Here is a 12,359-nt window from a genome sequence, read left to right on the forward strand (position 1 = left end):
TCCTGATTGGAGTTGCGCAGTTCTTATGACACCCCAAAACATTCTATTTGTTGACGACAGCCCTATGGTTCTGTCCCTACTTGAACGGACCCTGACGCAAGAAGCATTCACCTTACATACCGCTCACACGCCCAAAGAAGCCCTACAAGTGCTGGAACAGCACCCGATTGATGTGGTCGTTTCCGATCTGCTCATGCCTGGTCTGGATGGGATTACCTTCCTTCGCATGATTAAGAAAGATTATCCACATATCGTACGAATCATTTTGTCTGGTCACCTGCATACGCAGTCCATTTTATCGGCGATTAATCAAGTCGGTGTGTTCCGTTTTTTGACGAAACCGCTGGAGCTGGATGATGATACGCTAAAAAAAATACTGTATGAGGCGCTTGATCAAGCCAAACTCAATCGAAACAGCCTGCATGCAGCAGACCAGAACGTAGCTTCCGACCTGTCAGTATTTATAGACAGCATTTTGAATGCTCCGTACCGACCCTATGTGCTGCTGAATGAACAAGATATCGTAACCGCTGTACACATTGCACTTGCTGAGCTGTATCCTATTGGGCGCTCACTACGTCATCCTGACGGGGAAGGTATTCAGTTAACCACGCATTCATTATACATACCGTATGAGGAGTCGGAATCTTCCGATCCCGACCTGTACACGCTGGATACGCTGACCCTCGGACATTCATCGTTACGCCTTATCCGCCTTAGCGAGATCGCCTGAGTGACGGGTGCCGCCCTTTAACACGGCGGCTACCCCAATCACAGTTAGGCATACATACATCCACAACATCCCCATCGTCAGCAACGGGTGACGGATATAGTTTTTCAAATTCCCCCACGTATACAGCACCGGACGGAAGAAATACCAACGTTCCAGTGCCTTTCGTAATCCGCCCTCTTCAGATGACATCGTACGATCCATCACTGAAAAGTAGTAGGCTTTTTTACGTAATACATCGTGCAGATAGACCTGTTTTTCATCATGATATACCCGTGTAAATACCGCCCGGCGAATGACTCCACCAGACTCTATATAACGTAAGGTCGGCTGTATTTCTTCAAAAGCAATCTGCTCCGCATTAAACCCGCCCGTCGATTCATAAGCGCTCATTCGCCAGAAGCGTGCCGCTTCAATGGAGCGTTTTCCCAAGGTCTCACCCGCGTTATTAATCACATTTCGCTCAAAAACTTTCACTTTGGAAAAAAAATTGTCCGCTTCCGAATACGCCTCCTCCGGAACGACCAAAGCGCCAATATCCTGATGATCATCAAAAAAGTCGATGCTCTGCTGAATCAGATGTTCGGCTAAAATCATATCGGAATCCAATACAAATATGTATTCGGCACCCAAGCGTTTCGCTTCCTCAACCGCTCTAACCCTAGCGACTCCCCGCTCCCCATGGGGAAGCTCCAATACCGTTACGGGTACTGCGCTCCCTGCCGACAGCATACGAATCGTCTCGACGGTCCGGTCACTGGAGCCATCATCAGCAATTACAATATGCAGATCCTTGTAATTTTGCCCCATACAGCTTCGCAAACAAGGCTCTATCGTCCGTTCATTGTTGTACGTGGAGAAGAGAATGACCACTTTGTCCACTCTGTTCCGCCTCCTCTATCCAATCTTCCATCAACTGCTCAAACGCAGCAGCCGTATGATCAAAATGGAATCTTAACGCATATTGATACGCCCGCTCACGGATGGCCATGTAATCTTCGCCGCCCTTCGCTGCTCTTTCCATTTGTTCAGATAATCCCCGGATGTCGCCGTGAAAGCATAGATATCCGCTCTTCCCAAAATCCGTTGCATCCACCAGACCCGGTGAATTGCTGACAATGCTGGGCGTTCCAACCGCTGCCGCTTCGGTAATTGTCAACCCCCAACCTTCACGCAAGGAAGGAAACACCAGCGCGTGGGCACGACTCATCAGCTCCAGCTTATGCTCTGCTGAAACAAATCCGTAAAAGGTAATATCAGCTTGCGATTGCCCCTGTTCATCCGGTTCTCCGTATGTTAATCCATACCGTTTCATAATCGGCAACAATTGTTCTGCCACATAGGTTTTATCGGTTTTTCCGGCAATCCATAACATAGCCTGAGGGAACTTTTCCTTGAGCTGCCCAAAGGCCTCAACGACCAGATCAATGCCTTTATATTTGACGAAGCGCCCAGCGTACATGAAGGTCGGATTAGGTTCCTTCGTTAAAAATTGTTCGCGCGGCCAATGATCAAACTCAATGCCTTCCGGTAAAAGATGAACACGATCCGGGTGAAAGCCCAGCTTAAGTAGATCATACCGAGTAGACGGAGATACCGTAAGCGTTCGATCCTTACGAGCCAGCTTAAGCATCAAGGGTTCCATATGAAACCCAATAACATTTAGCGGGAATTTGGCGTTCTCAAACCATATTTCCCTTGTTAGCTGATGTATGAAAAAAATCCGCTTGGATGCCTCCACCCAAAATCGGGTAAAGAATTGATGCGTATTCGCCTGGTTAATCACATAGTCGATCTTCCTTCGATGACGACGGTAATAGCGCATCGCATAATAAATAACACTGTATATGTTTCCTTTTCGAATATACGTAATACCGTCGATAATTTCATGCTCAGGCATCCCCTCAAATTGGGGTGAAAAATGAATGAACTGGAAGCGGCCTTGTTGTGAGCGTTTAAGCATTTCGTGGGTGAAAATTTCTGCTCCTCCGCTTTTAGGTGAACGTATGTCACGCCAGGACAGCAATAGAACTACGGTTTTACCGTCCTGTTCATGTATGGTATTCATGGGGTACATCCCCCTTTATCTTTATTTTGAACAAATGCACATAGGCGTCTATCACAAAGTAGAGAGCCATAGCTCCGTAAACCATGAACTCAGATAGCAAGAAATCTACCGGCTCTGTGTGGGCAATATGAAAGGCTACTAATAAAGCCGCGGCTCCTGCCATCAGACTGAACATAAATTTGCGTCTGCCCACCAATACGTGCACATGCACAAAAAACAGCACGATGGAAAATAACCAGTACACCCATCCCCCCCATGGAATATAGGCCTCGGCCGATTGGTAAGAGGCTCCGAATAATATGGGTATAGAGGATGGGAACACAAAGGTCGTGCCCACATATACACAGATCGCAGCTACAGCCATTAATCCGGCATAGACGGCAATCAACTTGCCCAAAGCTTGGCGGTCATGCCCCTGCGCACCGAGCTTTGGAATAAAGGCAGCAATCAGGCTATACGAAACGTAATAGACCAACTGGCTGTACTTCAGCGCAATGGCATAGCTGCTGGCCTGCTCGGGAAAGTAATGCTGTACATACAACATGTCGATAGAGATACAAAACAAAATGAATAAATTCGTCATAAGGCTATCGGTGAAATCCTGACCCAATGACTTCCATAGCCCAGAAGGGATATGTTCTCCACTGGTTGTGAATAAGGACAAGCCACGAGCCGAAACGATCCAGCCGTGGAGTAGCGACAGCAACATTCCCCCACAGCTCGCCAATAGTAGGGCTTCCAGCTTTAACCCCAGTGCAGCCAGAACAAAAAACAAGCTCAGCTTCCCTATTACTTCAATGTAATAGTTCACATTGAGCGCCAACATGCGTTCCCTACCCTGTAAATCTCCACGGCACGAACTCACCAAAATATGTAGGCCGATCAAGCCATACAGCATGAATAGCGGGGCGGAATCGACGCCTAAAAGCGAGCGCAATAACGGATGAATGATGAGTAAAATGATCATGGCAAGCACAGTTAGCACCAATGGTGCTTTTAGTAATAGAGAACCGAGCGGTAAGCTACGTAGCGCAAGCATCTTGCCACCCTTGGATACCAGCTTGGCGGTCAATAGCTGGATGGATAAGCCCAAAACGGACAACAGTGCAAAGAGGGCCAGCAGCGCATTCGCTTGACCATAGGCTTGTCCGGTAAGATACCAGCTCGCTGCAATGTGGAAGAAAAAATTAAACCCGTTAAGCAGCACATTAAAGAGAGGAAACATCAACGAACGCAATCGGTTGTTCACGTTGTTATCTCACCCGCCGATCCAGTCGCCAAATATCAATGATAGAGCGTAAAAAACGAATGGAATCCTTCCAGACATGGATGTGCGATCCATCGCGGTCAATACATTTGACGGGTAATTGCAGCACACGAAGCTGGAGTCGCTTGGCAATAAACATCATTTCTAGATCCAGCGCCAATCCGAGCTGTTCCTTTAAATGCGGAAACATCCGTTTCACTGCAACCGAACTCATCACTTTAAGCCCAGTCTGGGAATCCACCACACCTGTGGGTAAAAAAGGACGGGAAATGACCCGCTTACCAAAGCTGACAACAGATCGCAATAAAGACCGATTCTCGGCGGTCATATCCTTGGTTCCGATCACGACATCATAATAGCCCTGCTGAACAACATTAATCATTCTGGCAATATCCTCAATAAAAAAGGAGTCGTCCGCGTCCACAAATACGTAGTAATCCGCACCAATGGTCCGCATCCCTTCCAGATACGTCCCTGCCTTACGTGTATTGCGTCCCAATTCCCTTGTTTGAAGCAGCGGACTAAGATTCTGATTAATCCGGTTTACGGATAAGTCCGTTGCTGCCTCCAGCGCTTTAATCAAGGCATGGGTGCCATCGTGGCTGCCATCATCAATGAGATAAATCGAACCTTCAATAATATGGCTACGGATAAAGGCTTGCAGTCGTTCAGCAAAGGTTTTGACATGAACAAAACGTTGCTCTTCGTTATATACAGACAAGATAAATGCAATATGTTGGCTTTTGGTCGAATACTCGGGATAGAGCAAGCTTTGTATTTCCGAAAGCATTTCTTCGGTGTCATTGGCTTGCCAAAATAGCAGTCGCAAACGGCCTACTCCGGTGATTTGCACCATATGCTGATCACTGAACGGAAATGTTACATCCGTCACCAGTAACAATGGCATTTGCGGAAATTGGCTGCGGATCTGATTGGCTTTCCGCACCGCCTCCCCCGGCTCCCTATAATCAATCAAGCAGCAACATGCGTTCTCGTAGACTGAAGCTGCCTCCGTGTCCTTGCACTGTATATATTGGTAAAAACAAATTACATTGGGATAATCAATAGCCCTGTCATTATCGCTAAAAATGGCTATAGGTCCCTGCACACAAACCTCTCCTTTTCCTCCGAATAGTTCTATTTTGTTGAAAAAGAATTAAAAATGTTTGTTTATAGGGGTTAAATTAATGCCCAAATACTTCATATTTTCTTAACAAAATAGCTGACACTCCATGATATATAAGGGAATAAGAGAAGAAAAACTGATTTTCATATTTGATAAAAACAGAGTATTTAGACCTGATTCATTAGAACCAAAATCCTTAGTATTAGTTAGCGAATCCATATCGAAAGTTGGTCCTTTTAGATCAATAGAAAGAAATGAATATGGTTATTTTGTCATATATAAATAAACGAATAAAACAAATTGGCACGTCCATACTATGGATAACATGTCATCTTTCGTTATGAATAGTTATGTAAATGAACAGAAGGAAGGTCTTTCTATGGAAGCATTTTATGTCAATCGCGATGGGTCATTATCTACTCCTTTACGGGGGAAGGATGTGTTGGCAAATCCCCTTTTGAACAAAGGCGTTGCTTTTACAGAAGAAGAACGCAAAGAACTGGGTTTGGATGGAATCCTTCCTCCCACCGTCCTTTCATTAGAGAAACAGAGCGTACGGGCATATCAGCAGTTTCTGGCACAACCCACCATGCTGCGTAAAAATGCTTCTCTCAACGACCTTCATAATCGAAATGTCGTACTCTACTACCGGCTGTTAACCGATCATTTGAGTGAAATGCTGCCCGTAGTCTACACGCCGACCGTAGGAACTGCGATTCAAGAATACAGTCACGAGTACAACCGTCCTGGGGGCGTATATTTGTCGATAGATAATCCGAACGGTATTGGACAAGCATTCTATAATTCCGGTTTGAGCGGCGAGGATGTGGACCTGATCGTCGTGACGGATTCCGAAAGTATTTTGGGGATTGGGGACTGGGGTGTCGGGGGGATTAACATTGCTATTGGCAAACTTGCAGTGTATACGGCTGCGGCAGGCATTCATCCCGGGCGGGTGCTGCCCATTGTACTGGATGTAGGTACGAATAATGAAAAGTTGCTGAATGATCCACTGTACATCGGAAACCGCCATAAACGGGTTCGCGGAGAAGCCTATAACCAGTTTATTGATACTTTTATCAGCAAAACGTTAGCGCAATTCCCGAAGGCGCTTTTACATTGGGAAGATGTGGGTAGCGTAAATGCACGCCATATTATAGGAAAATACGGTCAAAGTATACTCACCTTCAACGATGATATACAAGGTACAGGAGCGGTGACCTTGGCTGCAATTCTTTCGGCGGTGGGTGTCACCAAGACTCCGCTGCGTGAGCAAAAGGTACTTGTCTTCGGCCCAGGAGCAGCAGGGATCGGTAACGCTGACCAAATTCGGGGCGCTATGATCGCGGATGGTCTTTTGGAGGAGGATTCATTCAAGTCCTTTTGGGCTTTTGATTACCGCGGGCTGTTAACGGACGATATGGAAGATGTCCTGGATTATCAGAAACCGTATGTACGTAAAAAAGAGGAAGTCAGCTCATGGACGCGGTCGGATGACGGCAAAATACCGCTGCTGGAGGTCATCCGTCAGGTGAAGCCTACCATATTAATCGGAACTTCTGGAGTAGCCGGTGCCTTTTCTGAAGAGATCATCAAAGAGATGGCGAAGCATGTAGAACGCCCGATCATTATGCCCATGTCCAATCCTACAAATCTTGCAGAAGCTATACCTGAGGATCTAATACGGTGGACCGATAGCAAGGCATTAATTGCTACCGGAAGCCCCTTTGACCCCGTCACTTATAACGGTACGAAATTTGAAATTGGACAGGCGAACAATGCCTTTGTGTTCCCGGGACTGGGTCTGGGTGCGATTGTGGTTAAAGCCAAAAGGATTACCCCTGCGATGTTTACAGCCGCAGCAGATGCCGTTGCCAATGGCGTAGATTCGAATAAGCCTGGCGGTGCGTTGCTCCCTCATATCCAAAAATTACGTGATGTTTCGTACGTTGTTGCGGTTGCGGTAGCGAAAGCAGCGATTCAGGATCAGGTAGCTCAGGCACACATTTCAAATGTTGAACAAGCTATACGGGATGCAATGTGGAAACCGGAATATGTCAAGGTCAAAGCAGTGGAAAGCGTAATACATCACCCTCACTAATGCTCCATTTAAGAAAGAGATTGCCTTGTTCAGACAGGCAGAATACGTCAGTTCAAGCAAGGAGAATCAATCTATGAGTGTCGGACATATCTTGTACATTTTGGTGCCGATTTTTTTCGTTATTATTTTAGGGTGGTTAGCGGGGCATTACAAAAGCTTTGATGCCTCTTCCTCCAAAACCCTAAATGCGCTCGTTACCAAATTTGCACTACCTGCGCATCTATTCATCGGTATTACGACAACGGACAGGAAAGCGCTCATCGAGCAATGGCCATTCCTGCTGGCCCTGTTCATTGGCATTGTCGGCTTTTTTACCGTTCTCCTTCTACTGTCCCGCTTTGCGGGGAAGCAGTCGGTCAAGGATGCCGCCATGTTTGCTTTGAACTCGGCACAGCCGACCTTTGCTTTTATGGGCATTCCTGTGCTTGGAGCCATCTACGGTTCCGCTGCTGTCGCCATTCCGATTGCGCTTACCGGGATCGTAGTCAATGCCGTCCTTGACCCTGCGGCTACCATTATAGCTACCGTAGCCAGCAGGAATTCAGGCAAAGAACGGAACGGTCACCTCGGAAGGTTAATCTGGGACTCCATTCTTCATGGATTAAAAGAACCGCTGGCGCTGGTTCCACTGATTGGTGTAATTTTGACCTTGTTCGGCTTCCATTCACCGGATTTGTTGAACAAATCGTTGAATCAAATCGGAGACATTACGTCCGGGGCCGCTTTATTCGCTGTCGGAGTGACCATTGGCGTACGCAACATTAGTTTTAGTGTAAGTGCCTTTGCCATCGCACTGTTAAAAACAATTGTACAGCCTTTATTAATGCTGCTGATCGCCTACCTGTGCGGTCTGTCGTCTGCAGATACTGTGAAGGCAGTTCTGCTCGTTTCCTTCCCGGGTTCAGCAGTCGCTGCTATGATCGCCACCCGTTTTGAAAGCCTGGAATCAGAAACAGCCTCCTCCTTTGTCATCAGTGCTGTCATATCGCTCGTTACACTCCCAGTACTGATTTCTCTATTGGTATAAATGCTGATTATTTAGACATTGGAGCCTGCCGCGAATTCCTTCGTGTAGACGGAACTGATCTTCTCCAGCGCCTTTTTCCCTCTCGGAAGCGAACTTCAGCTCTGTCGTTTGGCCCTTGACCAGATAGACATGTTTGACATAGCGTATGAACGTATGTACAGTAATAGTCAAAAGAATAGAAGTCCACTAGGGGAGCCGCTATGGCTGAGACAAGAACGTATCTTGGACCCTTTGAACCTGATCTAGTTCGTACTAGCGTAGGAAAGTGGAGCCTTCGTATATAAGGTTTCAAGCGTTTTTTGCGTATTGGGCCTATTGTTGAAGCCGCTCCATTTTTCTGGGGCGGCTTTTTAGCGTTGTTCCGGAATTATATTCTTACAGGACTTCTTGCTCTTCAATTTTATGGAGGTGGCGAAATTGAGTTTTACACAAGAACTCCGTCGGCAGGCGGACGGCATTTTTCAAGCGATTTTTGAGCATCCCTTTGTGAGAGGTATTGCTGAAGGAAGTTTGACAAGGGGACAGCTGATTCACTATGTAAAACAGGACTTTGAATATTTGAACGCCTACATGCGGATATACGGCATCGCAATCTCCAAATGCACGAATCGGGAGGACATGGATGTATTTAATGAACAAATCTCTTTTATTCTCCACAGCGAGGTTCATCCGCATCAAAATTTCTGTGCTGTCGCAGGGGTGACCTATGAAGAATTGCAGGGATATCCGCTCGCTCCGTCGGCTCATCACTATATCCGGCACATGCTGACGGTTGCGCATGAGGGCAACCTGGGCGAGATCTTGGCTGTGCTGCTGCCATGTATGTGGACGTATGCCGAGATTGGCCGCAGGCTGCTAGATGAAGTAAAGCCGGATAAGTCCCATCCGTTCTATGAATGGATTGGCTTTTATGGAGACCAGCTTGATGATACAACACTCAAGTTCCGAGAACGTGTAGATGCTTGGGCGGAAGGGGCAACGGCTGCTGAGCGGGAGCGGATGATTGAGCATTTTATACTGAGCTGCCAGCTGGAATATAAGTTCTGGGACATGGCTTATAAGCAGGAAGAATGGCCGGTCCAGATGCAGGCAGCGGTCTTGGAATAGTCAGCCTGTCAATTCGATGAGTGAAGTACGGTTAATGTCCTGTTAAACCACCAACTATAGAGAGGATAATCATGATGAGTACATGGGAAAAAAGTTATTCGGATCTCCTAACGAAGGTACAAAATAGCAAACCCCTCGTTCACAATATCACCAATGTGGTAGTCACCAACTTTACCGCCAACGGCCTGTATGCATTGGGTGCCTCCCCAGTGATGGCCTATGCACCCGAGGAAGTAGCAGACATGGCAAAAATAGCGGGAGCCGTCGTATTAAACATCGGTACGCTGAACCGCGAACTGGTGGATGCCATGATCATTGCTGGACAATCAGCAAATGCACACGGTGTTCCAGTCCTGCTAGATCCGGTCGGTGCGGGAGCAACGAGCTTTAGAACCGAGTCTGCACTGCGAATCCTGAATGAAGTCAAAATCTCCTTGGTACGAGGCAACGCGGCCGAAGTCGCGCATCTTGTTGGAGAAGCGCGTGAGATTAAAGGCGTAGATGCTGGTGACAGTGCTGACAGCGGCCATGTCGATCTGGCAATTCGGGCTGCTCGAGTGCTCAATACAATGGTTGTCATCACTGGAAAAGAAGACGTCATCACCGATGGGGCCGAAGCACGAATGATAAGCGGCGGAGACGTACTGCTCACGAAGGTAACCGGAGCAGGCTGCCTGCTGACCTCTGTGTTAGGTGCCTTTGCAGCTGTTGAACCCAACCTGCTGCTCGCAGGTACAGCAGGCTTGGCATTTTACAGTGCAGCAGCTTCCCGAGCCGCAGCACGTACCGCAGAGCTAGGGCCAGGCAGCTTCCAGATTGCCTTTCTCGACGAGCTCGCCAAACTACATACTGGTTCGCTAGAGGGGCATGTCACGATCCGTGAAGCTGGAACAACTACAGCAGGTGGTGCGCGATGACAGACACTCGTGTACCCAGAGCACTAACGATTGCCGGCTCAGACAGTGGCGGCGGGGCCGGAATTCAAGCCGATCTCAAAACCTTTCAAGAGCTTGGCGTATACGGCATGTCAGCTATTACGGCCATTACTGTACAGAACACCTTAGGGGTCCACGGCGTATATCCGCTGCCACAGGAAGCAACAGCGGAACAGATCGAAGCTGTAGGATTAGACCTTGGAGTGGATGCCCTGAAGACTGGCATGCTGTTTAATGCGGGTATCATCCGTCTTGTGAGTGAGCAGATCCGAAAGTTCGGCTGGAAAAAGGTCGTCGTCGATCCCGTGATGATTGCGAAGGGGGGCGCTGAACTGCTGCAATTGGAAGCGGTGCAGGCTTTGAAGGACGAACTGCTCCCCTTGGCCCTGGTCGTTACACCGAATATCCCGGAGGCGGAAGCCCTGACAGGGATCAGCATCCGTACGATGGAGGATCGCCGCGAGGCTGCAAGACATATTAGCAGTATGGGATCAGAATTCGTTGTGATCAAGGGTGGCCACGCTGACGAGAGCGAGAGCAGCGAACAGATTGTTGACCTGCTCTTTGACGGAACCGCCTTTACAGAGCTGAGCGGCAAGCGAGTACGGACTGTCCATACACACGGAACTGGGTGCACCTTCTCGGCAGCGATTACCGCGGAATTAGGGAAAGGGATGTCTGTACCGGAGGCTATCTCGAATGGCAAAGCCTTCATCCAGGCGGCGATTGAGGAATCTTTGCAGCTTGGACAGGGACATGGGCCCACCAATCATTGGGCCTTCCGTCGTCGTCAGGAGATGCTTCTATGAGCGGCAGAATGTTGTCAGAGGTGGTGCGCCGCCAGCTACAGATGTACCTGGTGCTTGGAAGCGTGAATTGCCTAGCGGAACCAGGCTGGGTCGTGCAGGAGGCTCTGGCTGGCGGGGCAACCATGGTCCAATTTCGGGAAAAAGGCCATGGCGCATTAACGGGTATCCCTATGTTCGAACTTGCGCGCCAGCTACAGGAACTGTGCCGCCACGATGGTGTCCCCTTCATCATCAATGACGATGTGGAGCTGGCTCTTGAAATCGATGCTGACGGTGTTCACATCGGTCAGGACGATGAATCTGCCGAAACCGTCCGCGAGCGAATCGGAAATCGAATTCTAGGCGTCTCTGCCCATACCATTGAGGAAGCACGTCGAGCCATTCTGCAAGGTGCTGATTATCTCGGCGTCGGGCCAATCTATCCCACCCTCTCGAAGGATGATGCCCATGCTGTACATGGGCCAGCAATTTTATATGAGATGCGTAAAGCGGGAATTGATGTGCCAATTGTTGGGATCGGAGGTATTACAGTCGACCGTGTTGAGGAAGTCGCACGTGCAGGTGCAGATGGTGTAGCGGTGATTTCAGCCGTGACACAGACAAAGCAGGTTAGAGGTACGGTCAAGGAATTAAAGAAAAAGGTAGTGCTAGGCATCAAAAATCGAGGGATGTATGGATCATAGCAAATTGTTTCGATTGACTAAATAATTTCTCGTTTCATACCCAGCAGAAGACGATATGATTAATCAGATCGTCTTCTTAGGTTGTCGAGACTTTATATAAGACCAGTATTATAACCGATACGATCGTAGAACTGATTATGTTTATGATCTTATTCGGAATTATCCTATTTTTATTTATCTCAAAAGAAACACGATGGCATAAGTCGCTTTTAATTAATACTTATGTTCAGACAGAGTCGTTTCAAAAATAGAAATAATACATTATTCTTCAATTCCGAGCAATTCGGATACTTGTTTTCTGTATCTTGTAGCCTTGCGTGTCCCATGAATGAGATTTGACAATCTGGAAGCTGGAATATGATATGTACTACAAAAAGTTTTCTGATCCATTCTTTTCTCGAGCAGTTTTTGCTTGATCTCCCATCCAAAAGGGGTTACAGAATTTCGATGATTCAACATCACTACCTCCAAGTTTTAGTTTTTGGAATCATGTATTACGCAACATG

At 47.6% G+C, this 12,359-nt stretch carries 12 protein-coding genes and 1 riboswitch; of the genes, 7 read left to right on the forward strand and 5 right to left on the reverse strand.

Annotated features, from left to right (window positions below):
* Positions 1-25: 25 nt before the first annotated feature.
* Positions 26-733, forward strand: a complete 708-nt coding sequence (locus MKY75_RS19160) for a response regulator (RefSeq protein WP_029518377.1) — start codon at positions 26-28, stop codon at positions 731-733.
* On the opposite strand, the gene MKY75_RS19165 is transcribed toward MKY75_RS19160, so the two are convergent.
* The 4 genes from MKY75_RS19165 to MKY75_RS19180 are packed head-to-tail and all read right to left on the reverse strand — an operon-like array spanning position 701 to position 5,173.
* Positions 701-1,612, reverse strand: coding sequence for a glycosyltransferase family 2 protein (locus MKY75_RS19165; RefSeq protein ID WP_029518376.1), 912 nt, complete (start codon positions 1,610-1,612; stop codon positions 701-703). The two genes, MKY75_RS19160 and MKY75_RS19165, sit on opposite strands and share 33 nt — an antisense overlap.
* Positions 1,572-2,798 carry a glycosyltransferase family 4 protein gene (locus MKY75_RS19170; protein ID WP_029518375.1) on the reverse strand — a complete coding sequence of 409 codons (1,227 nt, stop codon included), beginning with the start codon at positions 2,796-2,798 and terminating at the stop codon, positions 1,572-1,574. The genes MKY75_RS19165 and MKY75_RS19170 overlap by 41 nt, the downstream gene beginning before the upstream one ends.
* The gene (locus tag MKY75_RS19175; RefSeq protein WP_340886256.1) at positions 2,782-4,047 is read right to left on the reverse strand and encodes a transporter; all 1,266 of its coding nucleotides are present in this window, start codon (positions 4,045-4,047) and stop codon (positions 2,782-2,784) included. Before MKY75_RS19175 ends, MKY75_RS19170 begins: the two co-directional genes overlap by 17 nt.
* Positions 4,048-4,051: 4 nt before the next feature.
* On the reverse strand, positions 4,052-5,173 hold the full coding sequence (locus tag MKY75_RS19180) for a glycosyltransferase (RefSeq protein WP_029518373.1): 1,122 nt from the start codon (positions 5,171-5,173) through the stop codon (positions 4,052-4,054).
* Positions 5,174-5,570: 397 nt separating this feature from the next.
* Between MKY75_RS19180 and MKY75_RS19185 the strand changes: the two genes are divergently transcribed.
* From MKY75_RS19185 to thiE, 6 genes are all read left to right on the forward strand, one after another.
* Entirely contained in the window at positions 5,571-7,292 is a 1,722-nt protein-coding gene (locus tag MKY75_RS19185; RefSeq protein ID WP_340886257.1) for an NAD-dependent malic enzyme, read from the forward strand.
* 73 nt (positions 7,293-7,365) lie between these two features.
* Positions 7,366-8,319, forward strand: a complete 954-nt coding sequence (locus MKY75_RS19190) for an AEC family transporter (protein WP_029518371.1) — start codon at positions 7,366-7,368, stop codon at positions 8,317-8,319.
* Between the two features lie 178 nt (positions 8,320-8,497).
* Positions 8,498-8,600: riboswitch (TPP riboswitch) on the forward strand.
* Positions 8,601-8,736: 136 nt separating this feature from the next.
* Entirely contained in the window at positions 8,737-9,426 is a 690-nt protein-coding gene (tenA, locus tag MKY75_RS19195; protein WP_029518370.1) for a thiaminase II, read from the forward strand.
* Positions 9,427-9,497: 71 nt separating this feature from the next.
* On the forward strand, positions 9,498-10,343 hold the full coding sequence (thiM, locus tag MKY75_RS19200) for a hydroxyethylthiazole kinase (RefSeq protein ID WP_039272594.1): 846 nt from the start codon (positions 9,498-9,500) through the stop codon (positions 10,341-10,343).
* Positions 10,340-11,170, forward strand: coding sequence for a bifunctional hydroxymethylpyrimidine kinase/phosphomethylpyrimidine kinase (gene thiD / locus MKY75_RS19205; protein WP_069011045.1), 831 nt, complete (start codon positions 10,340-10,342; stop codon positions 11,168-11,170). The genes thiM and thiD overlap by 4 nt, the downstream gene beginning before the upstream one ends.
* A complete protein-coding gene (gene thiE / locus MKY75_RS19210; RefSeq protein ID WP_069011044.1) occupies positions 11,167-11,853 on the forward strand; it encodes a thiamine phosphate synthase in 687 nt (228 codons plus the stop codon). The genes thiD and thiE overlap by 4 nt, the downstream gene beginning before the upstream one ends.
* A gap of 261 nt (positions 11,854-12,114) precedes the next feature.
* On the opposite strand, the gene MKY75_RS19215 is transcribed toward thiE, so the two are convergent.
* The gene (locus MKY75_RS19215) at positions 12,115-12,312 is read right to left on the reverse strand and encodes an XRE family transcriptional regulator (protein WP_370682681.1); all 198 of its coding nucleotides are present in this window, start codon (positions 12,310-12,312) and stop codon (positions 12,115-12,117) included.
* Between the last annotated feature and the right edge of the window lie 47 nt (positions 12,313-12,359).

The organism is Paenibacillus sp. FSL L8-0663, from assembly GCF_038008125.1.
GTDB classification, from domain to species: domain Bacteria; phylum Bacillota; class Bacilli; order Paenibacillales; family Paenibacillaceae; genus Paenibacillus; species Paenibacillus polymyxa_D.

Excerpts from the sequence above, each read along its gene's own strand:
- MKY75_RS19160 (WP_029518377.1), top strand. The coding sequence starts at position 26 with ATGACACCCCAAAACATTCTATTTGTTGACGACAGCCCTATGGTTCTG.
- MKY75_RS19170 (WP_029518375.1), bottom strand. The coding sequence starts at position 2,798 with ATGAATACCATACATGAACAGGACGGTAAAACCGTAGTTCTATTGCTG.
- MKY75_RS19185 (WP_340886257.1), top strand. The coding sequence starts at position 5,571 with ATGGAAGCATTTTATGTCAATCGCGATGGGTCATTATCTACTCCTTTA.
- MKY75_RS19190 (WP_029518371.1), top strand. The coding sequence starts at position 7,366 with ATGAGTGTCGGACATATCTTGTACATTTTGGTGCCGATTTTTTTCGTT.
- thiM (WP_039272594.1), top strand. The coding sequence starts at position 9,498 with ATGATGAGTACATGGGAAAAAAGTTATTCGGATCTCCTAACGAAGGTA.
- thiD (WP_069011045.1), top strand. The coding sequence starts at position 10,340 with ATGACAGACACTCGTGTACCCAGAGCACTAACGATTGCCGGCTCAGAC.
- thiE (WP_069011044.1), top strand. The coding sequence starts at position 11,167 with ATGAGCGGCAGAATGTTGTCAGAGGTGGTGCGCCGCCAGCTACAGATG.
- MKY75_RS19215 (WP_370682681.1), bottom strand. The coding sequence starts at position 12,312 with ATGTTGAATCATCGAAATTCTGTAACCCCTTTTGGATGGGAGATCAAG.